The following is a 19,356-nucleotide window of genomic DNA, read 5'->3' on the forward strand; positions in this document are numbered from 1 at the left end:
TAAGCTCAAGTCTCCGCGTATTGATCGGCGGAATATTATTGTTTGTAAACATTGGAAATGGTGTGGGCCCATATAAACAGGGCCAGCCAAGCCGTGGCCAGAATTCCGGCAGCGCCGACAGACGAATAGAGAACGATGGTCCCAGTATTTTTTCGTTTTATCCAGGCCGCGATAAAGATGATCGTATACAGCAAAGCCCAAAGGCTCCAGGGAACCAGGAGAAAAAGATCCTTATCCCCGCTCCCGAAATTTAAATATCCATCCGCGATCAGGAAACCCCACAGCGGCGTCAGTGCCGCCGGTAGCAGGCACAGAACAAGTTTCCCGGTAAAAATCATGATCCGTGCTGTACCGGTTTTTGCGGCGGACACGATAGTGACTTTCTCGAAATCCATAACAGGACACAGATGCCGGTGATAAAAAGCAGCTCCGTGATTTCTTCCCAGATAATATACCACCAGAGGGCGTCAGCATAGACGGCAAACAGAAACAGGCGGAAGAAAGAAAAACACAGCATCCCCGCCCCGATGGAAAACAGCAGGACGGCCGACAGGGAGGGCGTGAAACCGCTTCGCCGCCAGGACAGAAACGCCAGGCCGAAGAGGAGCATGGCCGCCAGCGGGGCGTAACGGATTTCAAAATATTGGAAAACAACCGGATGGGCATAATGGTACATGGTACCGAAAATGTCCGTGTTATATGAATCCAGGCGTGGAGAGGCCAGCAGCGGCATGGCGCCGCACGTCATCAGCGAAAGAGAGATAAAGGCCAGAACCTGAGTGCCCCGGCAGGGGGCGTCGGCGTATTTGTAGCAGGCCGGACATACATTGGTGGCGGCACAGCGAATTTTCATTTCCGCCATGTTCATCAGTTTCAGGTCCATGAACTGGAAGGCAGCGGAAAAAGCGAAACCAAAGGCCGCCACCATGCCGGCGATGTGAAGGTATTCGATCAGGCAGGCATCCTCCCCGAAAAAAAGGTAATTGAGGGCGCAAAAGCTTTCCCCGGCAAGAAAGAATATCATGGATAACCGCAAAGCTTTACCGGCCATGGCCGCTGATTTTCTTAAATAAAAAATGAGCACGGCGGTCAGCAGCATGTAAAGTGGCTTCACGGCAAAGGCCGCCGCACAGGCGGCGATTTGAACGGATATGGGCGCCGGCATTTCCGGAAACGGTTGCGGCGGGCTGTTTCCCCTGATCAGGCTGAAATAGGGGCCGCTTCCGCCGGCCGTGCCTTCGGGCCATTTCTGCATGCCGCCGGTGATATTGAACACGGGTTGCGCCGACTCCTTCATGACTTGCCGTACCGCCCTGGCGCTGTCAAATCCCGCGCTACAGATAAAAAAAAGCGTCTGGCCCGGGTACTGGGTGGAAATGCTCCGGCCGGCGGATGGCGACAGGATATCGTCAATAGGCCGGTTGACGGCTCCATTGATGTGCCCCTGGAGGAATTCCCCCGGCCGGCGGACATCGATCAGTACGGCGGGCTTCCTTTGATCGGTAAGAACTTGCCGCGCTTGCGCCGGGCGCATGGCGGGAACGTTCCAGAAAACCGACATATAGATTCCCACGGGAACAGCCAGGAGGATCAGATATGCCAGCACCATTTTTTCCAAGGGGTATTCGTTTCCGGTCATAACCGCTTTCCCGTGAGGTGATTATTCGTATATTTTTGAAAATATATTGAGCAAAGGGAAAATATCAAACACTTTCAAAGAGGTTCCCGGGGTGACATGGGACAACAGGGGCGTAATCAGAAGCCGGTGGTCTTTCCCGTTGCCGCTGCTTTCCAATTCCCGGAAAATCAGCCGTGACTGGTCCGGGGGAATCAGGGCGTCATAATAATCGTGGAGAAGCAACACCCTGCTTTGGACGAGATCCAGCTTGTTCTCAGGGGAAAGGGCGGCTCCGGCAGGCAGGTTGAGGGGGGCGAAGCCGTTTTCTCTCACATCGATGTGCCGGAGAGTCGTTTCGTAAAATTCGTGTTTGACCGCTATAGAGGGCTCATGGCAGTAATGCGTCAGCATCTCGCTGACTTTCCGCCGGGTAGCGGTGTCCAGGGCCAGGCCGTCCATGTTCCGGAAAACGGTGACCAGGCGGATCCAGATATGGTTGTTCCATTCTTCTTCACTGACCGGTTGCCGCAATGCCAGCAGAAAAATTTCCGATTGAACTGTTTCCAGGCTGTAATAAGGACCGAAAAGAATCATCGGGTCGATCAGATGACGCGCCTCCGGACCGGCGGCCGCGACCAGGGCCAGGCCCGCGCCGAAGGAAAAACCGATGATGCCTGTTCGGTCGCCGTATTGCGAGGACAACGCCACGGCCAGATCGGCAATGGCGCGCGTGTCGGCATCGTCGAAGCGGCATTGTTTTAACCCGGCCAGGGCGATGGCGGCGGTCCTGATGCCGGATACGGCGAGTTGTTCCGCGAAGGCAGTCAGCCGCGCATCCTTTTCTCCCTGCAGGGTCAACCCATGGATAACGATAAACGTCTTTTGCGCCGGCGAAACGGGATCATACAAATCGTATTGCGTGCCTCCGGGGGTCACGCATTCAGTGAAGCAAATCCGTTGCGAACGAAGCGCTTCCGGAGGACGTCTGGCCGACAGCACCATCAGACGGCCGGCCTTGAGCAACGGCCGGAGCGAAGGCATTCTCTCGCTGACGAAAAGACGGTCGATCAGCAGGGCCATGACGATTCCTCCGGCCGCGTCGAGCACAACATGCTGTTTGATGAACAGGGTGGCCGCTGAAGTGAGAAGGAACATGACGGAAAACAACATACCCTGGGCTTTACTGTTTCGGAAAACCACCAGGGTGGCCAGCAGGGACGTTGATACATGAAGACTGGGAAAACCGCAGATCGGTCTGTCCATGCGGTAAATGGAAGCCACCATGTTTCCGGCCAGTCCGTCCGGTACAAATTCCGGGCGCGGCACGTACACCGGAAAAAGGAGAAAAATAACGGCCGACATCACGATCAGCGACGAAAACGCCGCTACCGAACGGTAAAAAAGCCGGCGGCTTTTGATCAGAAATGACGGCAGAACGATAAAACCATACAGGAGATAGAAGGGGTAAACAAATTCAGGGATGAACGGGATGGCCCTGTCCACCGGCAGGGTCAGGTTGACGGCTGACTCAAGAGAAACCGTCCGGTTGGCAAGCGTATAGGATGCGAAAAAGAGGGCATAAATTCCCGTCGCGGCAAAAAGCCTTTCGCTTAGGGACAATTCCGGTTGAGTCGGGGGTAAGGTCATCGTGCTCAGAAGGAAAAAGGTTACAGGATAAGTTGTTATCGTTTACGCCCGTTATCTATAGCAGCGCTGCTGTCGGGTGTCAACGCGAGGAATCGGACCATCGTCGGGCAGGGGAATGTAGGACGGACATAGTTGGATCAGATCGGTATGAGACGCAGAGGATCTGCCCGATCCTTCGTCATTACCGGTATTTGTCGACTCTGCTCAGGCACCTGAAGCAAATGAAGGGCTAAGCGGACTTCCAATCACTATCATGGCGCCGGAATGCAGCGCGGGCAGAAATCAGCCGGCAACAGGGACTTTCAGGTTGAGACATATTTGACTGAAGTCGGAGCGATTCCGCTGCCCGGGAAGTGTCCCGAAAACCCCACGTGATTTCTCTTGCGATCGAGATGGACGGTTAGAAGCGCGGTACGAGCTTGATACGATGGAATCCCGCCTGATTAATCAATAAGACTAATCGAAAAATCAATTAAAGCTTGACGGCTCTTTCCCCCGTTTGTTACCATTCGCAAAAATTTGACAGCACTTAACAGGATTGGGGGGGAAAGATGGGCTTTCGAATTAATAAGGCATTTTCCTTGGTCACATTATGCTTAGCGATCGGGCTTTTATCGTCGCCCTTATTCATTAATTGTGCCATTGCCGCCATTTATTACGTAGATGCCGACGCTACGGGTAATAATGACGGACTTTCCTGGGGGAACGCTTTCTTAACCCTGCAGGATGCTCTGGTTATTGCCGTGCCCGGCGACCAGATATGGGCGGCGGCCGGCACCTACTATCCGGACGAGGGCGCCGGCCAGACCGACGGGGCACGCTCATCTTCCTTTGATATCCCAAGTGATGTGGAAGTTTACGGCGGATTTGGCGGCACGAACGGGGCCGGCGGCGGTATTTTGGAAACTGGTCTCGATCAACGGGACTGGCGCAACAATATCACTATCCTGAGCGGTGACCTGAATCAGGACGATACCGGCGGTGGCGACAACAGCGAAAACGCGTATCAAGTGGTTACTTTCGATGGCGTCAGCCCACAGACGGTACTGGATGGATTCACCATTACAGCCGGTAATGCCGACAGCGGATATGCGGTCGGCGGTGGTATTTATAATGATAGCCTGGGCAGCGGTGCTGTCAGCAGCCCGACAATAAGCAACTGCACCATTTCCAATAATCATGCGGACTGGTCAGGAGGAGGAGTGTTTAATGGCACCAATTCCGGATCCACGTCAAATCCAACCCTGACCAACTGCGTCATCAGCCGCAATTCCAGCTCTTTCGGCGGCGGAATCTGCAATAATACTAACGACCAGTGCACCTGCAGCCCGATCCTTTTAAACTGCGTCATCAGCGGCAATGAGGCCAATTCAGGCGGCGGCATTTGCAATAATGCTCCATACGGAACATGCCGCCCAAAGTTGACCAACTGTATTATCAGCGGTAACCAGGCTTTCCAGTTGGGCGGGGGCATGTGGAACAGCAACTATGGTTTCAGTTACGTTGTCTGCGAACCGATCCTGACCAATTGTACCATCAGCGGCAACAGGACTGTGGATGACGACTGGGGTTATGGCCCTCCTAATAACGGCGGCGGAGGAATTTACAGTGAATCGAGCGCTGTTCAATTGATTAATTGCATATTATGGAACAACGCTTCTCCAACGTTTGGGAGCGAAATCCTCCTGAATGGCACCCCTTTGCCCTCGTTTACGAATTGTATTGTCAAGGGCAGCGGCGGCAGCGCTGCCTGGGACACGTCCCTGGGGACGGACAACGGGGGCAACATCGATGTTGATCCGCTTTTCGTTGTCCCGCCAGATCCGGCTGCCGCCCCGACCACGGCCGGTGACGTGCACCTTCAAGCCGGCTCGCCCGGTATTGACCAGGGAACGGCAACCGGCGCGCCGGCCACGGACATAGACGGCCATACCCGGGATGCCTCACCGGACATGGGGGCGGATGAGTTTGTTCCGGATACGGACGGAGACGGCGAACCGGACATAACCGACGGCTGCCCCAATGATCCTTTAAAAATCACCTCCGGTGCTTGCGGTTGCGGTACGCCGGATACGGATACCGACGGTGATGGAACACCGAACTGCTCTGATGGTTGCCCGAATGATCGGCTCAAAACGTCTCCGGGTGCTTGCGGCTGCGGTACACCGGACACGGATACCGACGGTAATGGGACACCGGATTGCGTCTCTGCCGCCCCCCAGGGGCCGGTGGCAAATGCCGGACCGGATCAGGCTGTTGACAGTGAAACATTGGTTTATCTGTATGGCTACCACTCATATGATCCGGACGGAACCATCGTGAGCTATTTATGGGAACAGACGGATGGACCGGTTGTCACCCTGACGGACGTCAACAGCATGGTTGCCCAATTTACATCTCCGTCAGTTGTCACGGGAGAAGTGCCGCTGACGTTTACCCTGACCGTTATCGACGATGATGGTTTGTCTTCATCCGCATCCGTTCATGTAACGATAAGTTCACCGTATGAGGACTCATGTGAAGAACCGCCACAACCCATTTCCCCGGCAAGTGGTGTTAAGGATCTGTCATTGACGCCGGTCCTCGTGATTGATAAGGGCCTTGATCCCATAACCTGCGGCACGGTTGACAAGACCCGCTGGCAAATAAGTGAAGATTCCGATTTTCAAAACCTGCTTTATGACCGGAATGTATTTGAAGGTGATCTGTTCAGTCACCGGGTACCCCCGGGAGTGCTGAAACCCTACTGGACATATTACTGGAGAGCTAATATACATTGCGGCAGCGGGTGTTTATCGGAATATTCAACGCCATCTTTTTTTGTGACGGGTGGCGTGGAAAATGACGCCAATTGGGACGGCATGCCGGATGATCAGGAACCGACCGGGAAAAGGGATTTGAACGGGGACGGACAGCCGGACACCCAAGGGAATCATTTCAGGAGCGTGAGAACGGTAGTCGGAAACAAGAATGTCGCCATTGAAACTTCTGGAAATATCACTTTTCTGCAATCCCTGGGCAACAATAGCCAGGAGATCATTGACGGAATGCCGGCCAACATGCCCTGGGGGTTGATTAATTTCAGAATTGAAACCGCAAACCCGGGGGATACCGTTCAGGTAATCATTTATTTGGATAAAAAAGCACCGGCAGATTCCGTGTTTTACAAGTATGACCCTATAGACGGGTGGATCGATTACAGCGATCATGCCACATTCGCGCCTGACATGAAGTCCGTAACCATCGAAATCCAGGATGGCGGGTTTGGCGATCTGGACGGTGTTGCCAATGGCGTTGTGGTCGATCCCGCCGGCATTGGCACTGAAAAAGTTGGGGGTGGCGGCAGCGGTGGCGGCTGTTTTCTGAATGTCGCCTTCGAATAGAGTCCGTGGGGGTTCCCCCGGATTTTATTTCCGGACTTTTCCCTGAAATACCAGACCAGCCCTTCCATCTCCGGTGGTCTAAAAACGGAAGATGGCCGCGGCCTTTTCCTTCCATCGGTTAAAAGCAGCCGCGTCAAAGGTCTCCGGAAACTTCCGGTAGTGCCGGACGGCCTGCTGCACCCGCAGCCCGTTTCTGGTGAACTTGAGCAGGACCGGCAGAACGGACAGCCCGCTGAAAAACCGGCCCAGGGCGTCTGATACGGTCAGGTTGACGGCCCGGGTTTCGTAGGCGTCGACAATATCCTTTGGCCGGAGCACTCCGGCGGTCAGCAGCTTATGCACATCATCCTGGACAAGACCGCGGGTGATCTTCTGCGAAACATACAGGCCGGCCAGCTGGGCCCCGATGGTAGTGTGGAAGCGATGGTTGTATTCCCAGAGGGAGGCGGTGTCAAAAGGCGAACCGGTACGGATGATGTTGGCAATGGTCCGGGCCAGAAGCTTACCAGCCGCCATGGAGGTGTAGGTGCCGCTGCCGTTCTGCGGATTGGCCATATAAGCACTGTCGCCGACTACGGCAAAGCCGTCGCAGACCATGGAAAAAGGCGGGTACCGTAAAGGAATATGCCGGCCGCCGGCATAGGTTTTTTCGAGGCAAAAGCCCAGGTCCCGGATTTTCTCGTCCATGACCCGGCGCGGGTGGCTGACCCCGGGATTCTGAATCTTGGTGCCGCTTAAGATGCCGAAGCGGCCCCTGTCCAGATCCAGCTGGTAGAGCAGGATCGAATACGGGCCGGAAACCCCGACATGGCAGATGACGCCCTTGTCGACGATATGTTTTTCGCGCATCACCCGGGCGGCCCGGTCCCGGTCAACCGTCCACAACTCCTGGAGGGCAAAAACATAATCCGCGTCCTCGATGTCAAGATCGATCAGGCCGGCTCCGGGCAGGGATTTGAAGATGGCGGCCTTGTCGCCGCAGGCGGCCACGACCATATCAGCCGAAAGGTTTTGTTGGTCGCCGCTGTCTCTGTTTTTGATGGTAACTCCGGCCACCGCGTCATTCTCGGTCAGCAGGCCCGTCGCCTCGGTGTCAAAAAGAAAAGCGACGCCCCGTTCCCGGCACATTTTTTTGAGATGCTCCTGGTACTTTGACATCATCAGCGGATAGAGTTTCAGGCCGTCGATGCGGTACTCGACGTTGCCGTCCCGGCTGCGGACAAAATAGGGATGGTCATAACGAAAGGCCAGGTGCTCGTCCAGCGGTTCCGGCAGGCCGGCGGCCAGAAAAGTGGTCACCTCCACGTCATTGCACCAGGTGTTCCCGAAATGGTCTTCACTCCGTTGTTCGATCACGGTGGCCTTTACACCCGCTCCGGCCAGCTCCAGGGCCGTGCTCAACCCCCCGGTGCCGGCGCCGATAATGATCACTTGCACTGCTTTTTGTCCGCTCATCACTTTTCCCCTTTTTATCAAGTCCATGTTACAGTATGTTTTATATACGTTATCAGTTCATAATCACAAAGACTTTTTGTCGTTACGCTCCGGGAAGAATATTTACAAACCGGGCTTGGGGTGAAATATCCGGTTAAAAACATATTCGTTTTTCATGAGGTTGCCATGACTGAAAATAAAACCGCTCATACAATTGAACGGGCCGTTGACGTGCTGACCGGCGTGGCCACGAACCGCGAGGTGATCAAGCGTGAACTGGCCAGGCTGCCCGATGATGACGAGTGTATCAACAAATCAAAGGTCGAGTATGAGATCCAGTTGCTGCGGATCGTGTTTACCGGCTGGGCGGTGGCTTATTTTCTGGCCGACCATCCCCTCAAAACCGATCTGTCCGAGGCCTTCTGGCTTTCCCTGCACGGGTTTGCCGGCCGGATTTCCGCCATGGCTTCAGCCGGAACCCCCGGACCGGCCGTTGACTATTTCGCGACCATCCGGGAGCGGGCCCAATGTTATACCGAGGCCCTGAACACCAATATGGACGAAGCCGATCCCGCCATCGTGGTCGGGGCCGCTTTTTTGCGGCTGTGCGGCGACGTCGGCGGGCAGGTCGTCGCCGATGCCGGCAAGCAGGTCTTTGTCAACACCTTAAATACGGTCAAGCTCTACCTTGATGCCGTTACCATAGAACAACAGGAATGGGAATCCGGGCCGGGGCAAAAAAAGCACTGATAAAAAGGGGTTGACTTAAAGAAGAGTTAATGTTATTTGATAATAATTATCATTTATGGTCGGTGGTTTTCAAGTTGAAAGACAAAAAAGAAAGATTTGAACGCATCATTGAAAAATTAAGGGACAGCGGCCACAAGATAACGCCCCAGCGGCTGGCCATTGTAAAAATTCTGGCCACAAGCGAAGGCCATCCCAGCGTGGAGAATATCCATAGCCGGATCAAAAAAGACTTTCCGACCATGAGTCTGGCCACGGTTTACAGAAACATTGTATTGATTAAGTCTCTTGGCGAAGTTCTTGAACTGGGGTTTCCGGACGGGAGCAATCGCTATGACGGCAACAAACCGTATTCTCATCCACACGTCATCTGCGTTAAATGCGGGAAAATTGTCGACCCGGACCTGGACAGCCTCGACAGCATGAAAAAAGAGGTGGCTTCAGAAACGGGCTTTAAAATCCTGAACCATCGGCTGGACTTTTTCGGTGTCTGCGGTGACTGCCTGTCCAAAAAGATAAAAAGATAGGATTTTTTCTGTCAGCAGCGCGCCATAAATTAAGGGGACTCATCAAAAAAGGAGGGAACGTATGGATCAAGACAGCAAACGACCGATAATGGGATCTACTGCCAGCGGGGGGATGTCGAACCGGGACTGGTGGCCGAACCAGTTGAATCTGAAGATGCTGCATCAGCAGGATGCCAAGAGCAATCCCATGGGCGGGGAATTCAACTATGCCAAAGAATTCAAGAAACTGAACCTGGCGGCCGTAAAAAAGGATCTGGTTGCCCTGATGACCGACTCCCAGGAGTGGTGGCCGGCCGATTACGGCCACTATGGCGGGCTTTTCATCCGCATGGCCTGGCACAGCGCCGGCACTTACCGCATGGGTGACGGCCGCGGCGGCGCCGGGTCCGGATCCCAGCGCCTGGCCCCTTTGAACAGCTGGCCCGACAACGTCAATCTGGACAAGGCGCGTCGGCTGCTCTGGCCGATCAAGAAGAAATACGGCAAAAAGATCTCCTGGGCTGATTTGATGATCCTGGCCGGCAACTGCGCCCTGGAGTCCATGGGCTTTAAAACCTTCGGATTTGCCGGCGGGCGCGTGGACGTCTGGGAACCGGAGGAGGACATCAACTGGGGCAGCGAGAGCGAATGGCTCGGGGATAAACGCTACTCCGGCGACCGGGAGCTGGACAATCCTCTGGCCGCCGTGCAGATGGGCCTGATTTACGTCAATCCGGAAGGGCCCAACGGCAACCCGGACCCGGTCGCCTCCGGCCGCGACGTTCTCGAAACCTTCGCGCGTATGGCCATGGACCCCGAGGAGACCGTGGCCCTGGTGGCCGGCGGTCATACCTTCGGCAAGTGCCACGGTGCCGGTCCGGCCTCTCATGTGGGACCGGAACCCGAAGCTGCCCCCATCGAGCAGCAGGGGCTCGGCTGGAAGAGCAGCTTCGGCACCGGCAAGGGCGGCGACACCATCGGCAGCGGTATCGAAGGCGCCTGGAAGCCGTACCCGACCCGATGGGACATGGGCTATCTGAAGGTGCTGTTCAAGTACGAATGGGAGCTGGTCAAGAGCCCGGCCGGCGCGCATCAATGGCTGGCCAAGGACGTGGCCGAAGAGGACATGGTCATGGACGCCCATGACCCGTCCAAAAAACACCGGCCCATGATGACCACGGCGGACCTTTCTCTTCGCTATGACCCGGTCATGGGACCCATCGCCCGCCGGTTCAGCCAGGACCCCAAGGCCTTTGCCGATGCCTTTGCCCGGGCCTGGTTCAAGCTGACCCACCGCGACATGGGGCCCCGCTCGCGCTATCTCGGACCGGAAGTCCCCAGGGAAGAACTCCTCTGGCAGGACCCGCTGCCCGCGGTCAATCACAAACTGATCGGCGCCAGGGATATCACCGACCTGAAGCGCAGGATCCTGTCCTCGGGTCTGTCGGTTTCTCAACTGGTCTACACCGCCTGGTCCTCGGCCGCCACGTTCCGCGGTTCGGACAAACGCGGCGGGGCCAACGGGGCGCGTATCCGCCTGGAGCCGCAGAAGAACTGGCATGTCAACCAGCCGGAGCAACTGGACGCTGTTTTAAAGAAACTGGACAAGATCCGCAAGGCGTTCAACGGAGAACAGTCCGATGGAAAGAAGGTCTCCCTGGCCGATCTGATCGTGCTGGGCGGGTGCGCCGCCGTCGAGCAGGCGGCCAAAAATGCCGGCTGCAAAGTGACCGTTCCCTTCAAGCCGGGGCGTACGGACGCGTCGCAGAAACAGACCGACGACGTGTCATTTGCCGTGCTGGAGCCGCTGGCCGACGGGTTCCGTAATTATCTCAAAGCCAGGTACAGTGTTTCGGCCGAGGAACTGCTGGTTGACAAGGCCCAGTTGCTGACCCTGACCGCGCCGGAGATGACGGTTCTGGTCGGCGGCATGCGTGTTTTAAACGCCAACTTCGGCCAGTCTCAACACGGTGTCTTCACCGATCGGCCGGAGACGCTCACCAATGACTTTTTCGTGAACCTGCTTGACATGGGCACGGTCTGGAAGCCGACCGCGGAAGACGGATGCGTGTTCGAAGGCCGTGACCGGGCCACCGGTGAACTCAAGTGGACCGCCACCCGGGTCGATCTGATTTTCGGGGCCAACTCCCAGCTTCGCGCCGTCGCGGAGGTTTACGCCTGTGAGGACGGCCAGGAAAAGTTCGTGAATGATTTTGTAGCGGCCTGGAACAAGGTCATGAGCGCGGATCGTTTTGACCTGGCCTGATTGAAACGCTCTGGTCATGGCGGCAGGTGAGTGACGTCGCCAATCAGCCCGGCCTGCCACAAGACGTAAAAAGGCCCCGGAGAAAATTTCTCCGGGGCCTTTTTTTTATTGGCATGCCTGTGAATAGATGACGATCAGCCCACGCAACCCAGGGTGGGGTCCTGAACGGCGATGCCGGACCGGCTCCGTTTCTTTTTGGAAACCTGGCAGAGCAGGGTTTTATAAACCGGAAAGCCGGAGATTTCATCAAACTGGCCCATATCCGCCAGCTCGTTGACATTGGCCTGGCGCCATTCTTCGGTGCCCAGGGGGCCGCCGCCGCCTGCCGGGGCATAGACAAACCCCGGCATGATTCGATCGCTTACATGGGCCCGCATGGGCACGGCTCCCCGGGCGGTCCTGATGATGACCCGGTCCCCGGTTTGAATGCCCCGGTCCCGGGCATCGGCGGTGTTCATCTCCACGGCGGGATAAGGATACTTTTTTATGAAAGCGGGAATGGCCCGCAGGCAGGATTTCATGTCCGGCTTAAAGGGTCCGGTGCCCAGGACCAGGGGAAACCGTCTGGCCAGCTCCGGATTGCTGACAGCGGTTTCCACGGATTCTTCATAAACGGGAAGACCGTTGTAGCCGTAACGCTCCAACACCGTGGACCGGATTTCGAATTTGCCGGAGGGCGTTTCGAATCCGGGCCGGCCGTCTTTTCGCAGCAGGCCCTTTTCCCATTTGCGATATTCCATGGGGGCCTTGCCGATCGTCACCGCATGCCGGTCGGCCGCTTCCAGGTCCGCCACCGTTATGCCGGAATCCTTCAACAGCGTTTCCAGAAGCTCCCGGGGGGTCCGGGGGTAGAGATGGCCGTAACCCAGCCGGTCGGCCAGGTCCAGCAGAATCCGGAACCCGGGCCGGCTTTCCCCCACCGGTTCGATCATCTTTTCCCGCAGGCGCAGGGTCCCGCCGTAATAGCAGTAGGACTCCTGCTCAAAAGCCGTGGCAGCCGGCAGGACGATATCGGCGTAGGCCGCGTCCGCGGTGAGCTGCAGGTCCATGGTGACCAGAAAATCAAGTTCGCTCAAGGCCCTTCGCCAGAGGGCGGGATCGGGCCAGGCGGTGATGAGCGATGCCCCATACACCAGCAGGGCCCGGATTTTGTAAGGATCACCGTCGATAATGGCGCGGGGCAGCAGGCCGGCATGGGGTTCACCCCCGCAGTAATGGGCATAAACCGGGAATTTCCCGCTGCCGATGGACTTCCCAAACCCCGGGGTTTGGATCTGGTGGTCCCTGTTCAAGGGAATCATGCTCTCCCGCCTCAGAAAACACCGGCCTCCTTCCACATCCATCTGTCCGGCCAGGGCCCACAGCACCATGACGGCCCGGATGTTCTGAACCCCGCTTCTGGTGTATTCCAGCCCGGTGTACATGATATAGGAAGCCCCTTCGGCATGAACGATGCGGCGGGCCAGGTCCTCGATCCGGCCGGCCGGGATCCCCGTCAGGCCGGACACGTGGGCCGGGGTAAAGGCCTCCACATAATCCGCGAAGTCGTCGAACCCCAGGGTCCACTGTTTCACAAATGGTCCATCATAAAGATCGTCGCGGATCAGAACGTGGGCCAGTCCCAACGCCAGCGCCCCGTCCGATCCCGGCCGGATGGGGAGCCACTCGCTTCCGGGAAGATCGGCGGCCCTTGTTTTCCGGGGATCGATGACCACGATCTCCGCTCCTTCATCGGCGGCGGTCCGGAGCCGCTCGAACATGGCCGGCGGCGTGGAAGTGGAGGGGTCCGTACCCCACACCAGGATGAGGTCGGAATTGTCCACATCGGAAAACATGTCGATATGCAGGCACCCCATGGTCAGCTTCGGGGCCAGAACCCCCAGGGAGGTGTAACACGGGGCCCCCACGCCGAACGTATTGGGAGAACCAAAGGGAAAGAGGATGCTGGACGCCAGATAGATTTCCGATCCCTTGAGCTGGAAGGCGTCCTTGAATGAACGCTCATAGGAGCCGGTACCCGCGTAGAACCCGGCCGCCTCGGCGCCATGGGCCTGTTTGACGGCGTTTAATTTCCGCGCGATCGTATCCAGGGCCTCATCCCAGGAGATCGGCGTAAATTCATAAGTTCCCCTGGGTCCCACCCGCTTGAGGGGATGGGCCAACCGGCTGGCTGAATAAATGATCTCTTTGGCCGCGCTTGCCATGGGGCAGAGGATGCCGCCCAGAGGCGCCTCCGGGTCCGGTTCCAGCCGGTCGATTTTGTTGTCGTCGTCAAAATGGACCGTCACGCCGCAGCCCGGACTGTGAAAGCACAGACCGCAAATACCTTTTCTACTGGTGGCCACCTGTTAACCCCCCTGCGATCGTATCCCCACCACGAACTGGGAGCGTATGTGCTCCCACAGGTTTTCCGTTTTTCGGATCTTCCAGGGGACCTGGCCTGATCCAATGACCGTCAGCGGGGGATCGAAAACCCCGCCCTTTCCCTTTAAATAGGCTCCGATGCTGTCGATGCCCCTGAGGCGGCCGTTGCCGTTTGTCCCGGCGCTCAGCCACAGGTCCGGGGGAGACACGGATTCATCCCAGGAAAAGGGGTCGGAGAAGACGAACATGGCGCCGTTTTTTTGAAGCACCCGGTTGACATTCGCCAGGTGTTTCAGCGGCACGGCCACTTTTTCCAGGATGTTGATGGAAGTGACGGCGGCAAAGGCCTGTTTCCGGAAGGGAAGGGCCAGGGCGTCGGCCACGATAAACTCCACACGATCCAGGCGGAAGGCCGGGTCCAGTTGGCCGGACCGTTTTTCCGTGAGCAGTCCTTCGATGACCAGATCAAATTCCAGGGCTTTTCGCTTCATCAAATCCCGGGCCGTTTTGATAAACGACACGGAGGTGTCGATGCCGATGACCCGGGAATGGGTTTTGCTCAGTTCAAAGGAGAGCCGGCCCACTGAACAACCGATGTCCAGGGCGTCGCCGGCGGATTCCCTGAAAAAGGACGACCAGATCCGATAGGCGTCGGTGGCCTCCGGATCTTTTAAAAGATCGGAGAAATGACTCCACAGGTAGGCCGAGAGCATGATCCGGGAATTATAGCCCGACGTTTCATGAAGGACGTCCCGTGAGGCCGCCGGCAGCACGATGGCGACTCCCCCGCGGATGGGATAGGCACGGCGGCAGGCCGGGCAAGTCAATTCCCCGTCCAGGATGTCGTCGTCTCGTTCTTCATGGACAGTCAGGTCCAGGGGGATTTCCTCGCCCGTGCATTCCGGGCAGATGAGTCGTTCGGTCAGCCATTTTTTCATGTTGATGTCCTGCCGGGAAGCGGGTTACCGCCGGTCGGATGATGTGAGTACCCGGCATAAATAATGAAGATTGAATCCGTCATGGTCCATCTCGAGAACGTCAACCCGGTCAAATCCGGCCTCTTTCAGCATTTTCTCGGCCTGTTCCCGGCCCCACATCATGCCCAGGCCGGCGCCGTTGTCGTAAAGGCCGATGGGCAGGCAGTGCATGAGGCTTACCGTGTACAGAAAAGACCCCATGGGATGGCCCAGGTTGTCGGCCGGATCCGAGAAGGCCTTGATATCCACCATGGAAAAAAGGCCGCCCGGCGCCAGCATGTGCCGGACGCCTTTAAGCGCATCCAGGGGCCGGCGCTGGTCGTGAATGGCGTCAAAGGCGCAGACATAGTCATATTGCCGGTAAAACGCGGGGTCGCCGTCGATGGCGGCGGCGTCAAACAGACGGTATTCCACATTGGACAGCCCCATCTGTCGGGCCGCGGCCCCGGCCCGGCGGATGGCTTCCTCATGGTTGTCGATGCCCGCAAACCGGCTCCGGGGAAAGGCCCTGGCCATGAGGTTTGTCGCCACCCCCTGGCCGCAGCCCAGGTCGCAAACCCGGATGCCATCGGCCAGCCGGCCCAGAAGGCGGCCGTTGTCCACCCCGGGCAGAAATTTCTGAATCAGCACCTGCTCATGCTTGGCGTCCGCCAGCTGGCCCATGAATTCCTGGAAATCCGGGTACTGGGAAAAAGGGACCCCTTCCCCGGTCTGAAAGGCCCTGGTCACCGCCTCCATGGCGCAGCAGGTCAGCAGGGGGATCTCCTGGGTATACACCCCCAGGTTGCTGCCGCCGGACTTGCGCGTCAGGAAGGCCGCGTTTTCCTCCGGCAGAAAGTAAAGGTTGTCGCCGCCCGGCGATTTTGACAATTCCACGATGTGGCCGGTGGCCATGATCCCCAGCCATTCCCGGACATAACGGCCGTCAAGACCGGCCGCGGCGGCAATGTCCGACACGGCCGCCGGCCGGTTTAAATTCGCCATGACATCGAAAACCCGGTTCTTGTAACCAATGGCCATGGCCAGGTTCAGGGCGCCATAATTGAGAATCTCGGCCATTTTCTGCGAAAAGTCGGTCATGTCGTTTTTGTAAATGTATTTATTTTGCGTTGGTGTACGTCGTTGTTTCATACCCCCAGCGGACGCCGCAATGCGGACAGGTGTCCCCGACTTTCGAACTGTTTGACACCCGGTTTCCGCAGGCACTGCAACTTTTTGAAATGAGCGTAGTCGATGAGCCGACATTGAAGGTCAGATCCTCCGGATCAAAAGGCAGGGGGTTGCCGTTTTTGTCGAGGGTGGCCTTCTCATCCAGGTAGCCTGCCTCGACCAGCTCTTCCAGTGATTCCGGGTTGCGGTTGTTCTCGAGAGCAAACGCCGAGCCGGCGGCGTCAATGACTTTCTGTTTGGCCTTTATTTCGGCGGCATCGATTTTTCCCTGCAGCAGGGTCAGGGACGCGCCTTCCTCTTTCCCGCAGGAACTCATTGATAACAGGGCAATGAAGGCAATTGATATCCGCAGAAACCATAAAATGGATTTTCTGACCATACCGTTTCCTCTCTAAACCTTCAGGCCGGCTTCGAACCCCTCGAAAACCGCGTCCGAGATTTTCCTGGGCGCTTTGGCGTCGCCGATGACAATGGTATCAATCCCGAGCGCTTTACCTTGCGCGGAAAGGGTATCGTTCGGTTTCGCGCCCAGCGCCAGGATGACGGTGTCGGCCGGAATGTTTTTCCGTTCTTCACCGGCCTGAACGATCACCGCGTCATCGGTTATCTCCACCAGTCTGGTGCCCGGCATCATGGTCACGTCGCTCAGTTTCAAACTTTTCACCAGAACCCACCGGCTGGTGCGTCCGACATTGGCGGCCAGGCGGTCAACCATATCGATCACCGTAATTTTTTTCCCGGTTTTATGCATCAGGGCGTTTAAGATCTTTTCATCTTCGGCGTGGTGGTACATCAGAAAAGCGCACGTCGCGGCGTCGGGCGCGCCGAGGGCCGCGACAAAATGGGCGGTTTCACACCCGGTGGCGCTGCCGCCGATAATGACGACGTTTTCACCGATGTCCCACACTTTTTCAGACAACACGTCCCAGGCGCTGACCACATGGGGCTTGTCAATTCCGGGAACGTTGACTTCAACGGGTTTTGCCCCGGTGGCCACAACCAGGAGGTCGGGCCTGACGGCGGTAAGCGTTTCCCGGTCAAGGGGGGTGTTAAGCCTGATTCGCACCCCGGCTTTTTTCATCCGTTTTTCGAGGCTTTTAATAATGTTGCCGATTTCTTCCTTGCCCGGGGACGCCTTGGCCAGGTTGACCTGTCCGCCCAGTTTGTCTCCGGATTCGTACAGGGTGACCTGATGGCCCCGGCTGGCGGCCATGACGGCAAACTCCATGCCCGCCGGCCCGCCGCCGGCGACGGCTATGGTTTTAGGCCGCCCGGCCGGTTGGATGGTAAATTCAGCCTCCCTGCCGGCCATGGGGTTTAAAACACAGCAGACCGGGGCGCCGGTGATGATCTGGTCGAAACAACCCTGGTTGCAGGCGATGCAGGGCGTTATCTCGTCAAACCGTTTCTGCCTGACCTTATTGGGCAGTTCCGGGTCGGCGATCAGCGGCCGGCCCCAGCAGACCATGTCGCAGGATCCGTCCCTTAAGGCTTTTTCCGCCACATCCGGATTGCCCAGCCGGTTGGAGGCGAAAACCGGAACGGAGACGCTTTCTTTGATGCCCCGGGCAAGATAGACAAACGCGCCCGGCGGCACCGGGGTCGTCAGCTGGGGGATATACGTCTCATGCCAGCCGCCGGTCACGTTGATCGCGTTTACCCCGGCTTTTTCCGCTTCAGCGGCAAACAGGGCGGCTTCCCGGTTGGTGTTTCCGCCGTCCATGAAATCGTTTCCGGCGATGCGGATGCCCAGGGGCATGCCATTCCCGACCGCCTCCCGGACGCCCCGGATGACTTCAAGGCCGAAACGCATCCTGTTCTCAAGGCAGCCGCCGTATTCGTCGGTCCGGACATTGGTCAGGGGGGACAAAAACTGGCTGATCAGATACCCGGTGCAGCCGATGATCTCGATAAAATCAAACCCGGCCTCCCTGGCCCGCGCGGCGGCCCGGGCGAAATGGTCGATGACCATGAGGATATCGTCCCTGGTCATTTCCCTGGGCGCCTGCCGGTTCATTTTCCCGGGAATGGGAGACGGCGCGATGGCCTCTTCCCCGTTAAAGAGAATCGCGTTGCGGCCCATGTGCATGAGCTGGATGGCGACCCTGGCGGCTGTCGTCCGATGAATTTCATCGATGAATTCCTTAAACGGGGGGATCTGGCCGTCTTCGAACAGGCCCGGCATGACCGGCGACATGCACTGGGTGTCGATGGCCACCGGGCCGATGGTCATCAGCCCGACGCCGCCCAGCGCCCGCGCGCGGTAAAACGCCTTGACCCGGTCGTTTAAGGAAAAATCATAGGTATAACCGAGCCCCATGGACGGCATGACGATCCGGTTGGGTATGGTCAGGCCGTTTATCGTTAGGGGTGAAAAAAGTTTCTGGTGTTCCATCTTCGCTCCGATCACCGGTTCATGCGCCAAACCCTCCCGGCAGCGGACCTTCGCCGCTTTTCATCCGGGGTGATTATTTTTTTATCAATTTTTTAAAATCCGGCTTCCGCTTTTCCAGAAAGGCCATGACCGCCTCGGTGTTTTCCGGGCTTCCCGCCTGCCGGCTCATGGCATCGTGCTCGGCGTCCAGGGCCGCCCGGATACCGGCTTTATGCATCACGTTCAGGCAGCGCTTGGTCTCTTTTAAGGCGTTGACCGGCCACTGCGCGATTTCCGTTGCCTTCTCAAGGGCCGTGGACAGAAGTTCGGCGTTACCGCATCTGGCCCTGGCGATTCCGCAGGCCACGGCTTCATCGGCGTCGATCCACTTGGAACTCAACAGGATTTCGGCCGCCCGCTGGGTCCCGATCCTGGCCTGCAGCATATACGTGCTGGCGAACTCGGGGGCCATGCCCAGGCTGGTAAACGGCACCCGCAGGCGCAGGCTTTCTCCCACATAGAGCACATCACAGAAGAACAATATGGTGGCCCCGCCGCCGACAGCCACCCCGGTGGCCGCCCCGATGAGCGGCTTGTCGAATTCAATCACGGCGTCCTCGCCCGTTCGGTAGGATGCGCCACCGCCTCCGGGCAGGCTTTTACTGTCGGATAAATCCTGACCGGAACTGAAATTATTCCCGGCGCCGGTGATCACCACCACGTTGACGTCATCGTTCTTTCTGGCCTCGGCCAGGGCATCGGCAAACGCCTGCCATTGTTCGGCGTTAAAGGCGTTTTTCTTGTCCGGCCGGTTCAAGGTCAAAACCAGCACCCCATCTTTCAGTTCTTTTAAAACCGTATCGCTCATCT

Annotated in this window: 14 protein-coding genes; 4 read left to right on the forward strand and 10 right to left on the reverse strand. The window is 57.4% G+C overall.

Going from position 1 to position 19,356, the window contains the following annotated elements; all coding sequences use genetic code 11:
- Nucleotides 1-35: 35 nt before the first annotated feature.
- Genes AB1724_02390 through AB1724_02400 form a run of 3 tightly spaced genes read right to left on the reverse strand, consistent with a single transcriptional unit; the run spans nucleotide 36 to nucleotide 3,265 of the window.
- A complete protein-coding gene (locus tag AB1724_02390; protein MEW6076642.1) occupies nucleotides 36-338 on the reverse strand; it encodes a hypothetical protein in 303 nt (100 codons plus the stop codon).
- Complete coding sequence (locus AB1724_02395) at nucleotides 335-1,639, reverse strand: rhodanese-like domain-containing protein (GenBank protein MEW6076643.1); 1,305 nt, start codon at nucleotides 1,637-1,639, stop codon at nucleotides 335-337. The genes AB1724_02390 and AB1724_02395 overlap by 4 nt, the downstream gene beginning before the upstream one ends.
- Nucleotides 1,640-1,660: 21 nt before the next feature.
- Nucleotides 1,661-3,265, reverse strand: a complete 1,605-nt coding sequence (locus AB1724_02400) for a phosphatase PAP2 family protein (protein ID MEW6076644.1) — start codon at nucleotides 3,263-3,265, stop codon at nucleotides 1,661-1,663.
- A gap of 581 nt (nucleotides 3,266-3,846) precedes the next feature.
- On the opposite strand from AB1724_02400, the gene AB1724_02405 reads away from it, so the two are divergent.
- Nucleotides 3,847-6,648: a choice-of-anchor U domain-containing protein gene (locus AB1724_02405; GenBank protein MEW6076645.1), complete on the forward strand. Its 2,802-nt coding sequence runs from the start codon at nucleotides 3,847-3,849 to the stop codon at nucleotides 6,646-6,648.
- A gap of 78 nt (nucleotides 6,649-6,726) precedes the next feature.
- Here AB1724_02405 and AB1724_02410 read toward each other — a convergent pair whose 3' ends face one another.
- Entirely contained in the window at nucleotides 6,727-8,103 is a 1,377-nt protein-coding gene (locus AB1724_02410; GenBank protein ID MEW6076646.1) for an NAD(P)/FAD-dependent oxidoreductase, read from the reverse strand.
- Nucleotides 8,104-8,268: 165 nt separating this feature from the next.
- On the opposite strand from AB1724_02410, the gene AB1724_02415 reads away from it, so the two are divergent.
- From AB1724_02415 to katG, 3 genes are all read left to right on the forward strand, one after another.
- Nucleotides 8,269-8,832 carry a hypothetical protein gene (locus tag AB1724_02415; GenBank protein MEW6076647.1) on the forward strand — a complete coding sequence of 188 codons (564 nt, stop codon included), beginning with the start codon at nucleotides 8,269-8,271 and terminating at the stop codon, nucleotides 8,830-8,832.
- A gap of 74 nt (nucleotides 8,833-8,906) precedes the next feature.
- Complete coding sequence (locus tag AB1724_02420) at nucleotides 8,907-9,356, forward strand: Fur family transcriptional regulator (GenBank protein ID MEW6076648.1); 450 nt, start codon at nucleotides 8,907-8,909, stop codon at nucleotides 9,354-9,356.
- A gap of 61 nt (nucleotides 9,357-9,417) precedes the next feature.
- Nucleotides 9,418-11,601, forward strand: coding sequence for a catalase/peroxidase HPI (katG, locus tag AB1724_02425; GenBank protein ID MEW6076649.1), 2,184 nt, complete (start codon nucleotides 9,418-9,420; stop codon nucleotides 11,599-11,601).
- A gap of 134 nt (nucleotides 11,602-11,735) precedes the next feature.
- On the opposite strand, the gene AB1724_02430 is transcribed toward katG, so the two are convergent.
- From AB1724_02430 to AB1724_02455, 6 genes are all read right to left on the reverse strand, one after another.
- Complete coding sequence (locus tag AB1724_02430) at nucleotides 11,736-13,946, reverse strand: molybdopterin-dependent oxidoreductase (protein MEW6076650.1); 2,211 nt, start codon at nucleotides 13,944-13,946, stop codon at nucleotides 11,736-11,738.
- A 3-nt stretch (nucleotides 13,947-13,949) separates the two neighbouring features.
- Nucleotides 13,950-14,903 (reverse strand): methyltransferase domain-containing protein, encoded by a 954-nt coding sequence (locus AB1724_02435; protein MEW6076651.1) that lies wholly within the window; start codon nucleotides 14,901-14,903, stop codon nucleotides 13,950-13,952.
- A 24-nt stretch (nucleotides 14,904-14,927) separates the two neighbouring features.
- Nucleotides 14,928-16,022, reverse strand: coding sequence for a methyltransferase domain-containing protein (locus AB1724_02440; protein MEW6076652.1), 1,095 nt, complete (start codon nucleotides 16,020-16,022; stop codon nucleotides 14,928-14,930).
- A gap of 19 nt (nucleotides 16,023-16,041) precedes the next feature.
- Entirely contained in the window at nucleotides 16,042-16,491 is a 450-nt protein-coding gene (locus tag AB1724_02445; GenBank protein ID MEW6076653.1) for a hypothetical protein, read from the reverse strand.
- Between the two features lie 12 nt (nucleotides 16,492-16,503).
- Nucleotides 16,504-18,507, reverse strand: a complete 2,004-nt coding sequence (locus AB1724_02450) for an FAD-dependent oxidoreductase (GenBank protein MEW6076654.1) — start codon at nucleotides 18,505-18,507, stop codon at nucleotides 16,504-16,506.
- Between the two features lie 73 nt (nucleotides 18,508-18,580).
- Entirely contained in the window at nucleotides 18,581-19,354 is a 774-nt protein-coding gene (locus AB1724_02455; GenBank protein ID MEW6076655.1) for an enoyl-CoA hydratase-related protein, read from the reverse strand.
- Between the last annotated feature and the right edge of the window lie 2 nt (nucleotides 19,355-19,356).

The sequence above is a fragment of the Thermodesulfobacteriota bacterium genome, assembly GCA_040753795.1.
Classification (GTDB): Bacteria; Desulfobacterota; Desulfobacteria; order Desulfobacterales; family Desulfosudaceae; genus JBFMDX01.

What these genes read in the sequence shown, in the direction of transcription:
- AB1724_02435 (MEW6076651.1), bottom strand. Translation starts at nt 14,903, where the DNA reads ATGAAAAAATGGCTGACCGAACGACTCATCTGCCCGGAATGCACGGGC.
- AB1724_02415 (MEW6076647.1), top strand. Translation starts at nt 8,269, where the DNA reads ATGACTGAAAATAAAACCGCTCATACAATTGAACGGGCCGTTGACGTG.
- AB1724_02400 (MEW6076644.1), bottom strand. Translation starts at nt 3,265, where the DNA reads ATGACCTTACCCCCGACTCAACCGGAATTGTCCCTAAGCGAAAGGCTT.
- AB1724_02390 (MEW6076642.1), bottom strand. Translation starts at nt 338, where the DNA reads ATGATTTTTACCGGGAAACTTGTTCTGTGCCTGCTACCGGCGGCACTG.
- AB1724_02440 (MEW6076652.1), bottom strand. Translation starts at nt 16,022, where the DNA reads ATGACCGACTTTTCGCAGAAAATGGCCGAGATTCTCAATTATGGCGCC.
- AB1724_02410 (MEW6076646.1), bottom strand. Translation starts at nt 8,103, where the DNA reads ATGAGCGGACAAAAAGCAGTGCAAGTGATCATTATCGGCGCCGGCACC.
- AB1724_02395 (MEW6076643.1), bottom strand. Translation starts at nt 1,639, where the DNA reads ATGACCGGAAACGAATACCCCTTGGAAAAAATGGTGCTGGCATATCTG.
- AB1724_02450 (MEW6076654.1), bottom strand. Translation starts at nt 18,507, where the DNA reads ATGGAACACCAGAAACTTTTTTCACCCCTAACGATAAACGGCCTGACC.
- AB1724_02445 (MEW6076653.1), bottom strand. Translation starts at nt 16,491, where the DNA reads ATGGTCAGAAAATCCATTTTATGGTTTCTGCGGATATCAATTGCCTTC.
- katG (MEW6076649.1), top strand. Translation starts at nt 9,418, where the DNA reads ATGGATCAAGACAGCAAACGACCGATAATGGGATCTACTGCCAGCGGG.
- AB1724_02455 (MEW6076655.1), bottom strand. Translation starts at nt 19,354, where the DNA reads ATGAGCGATACGGTTTTAAAAGAACTGAAAGATGGGGTGCTGGTTTTG.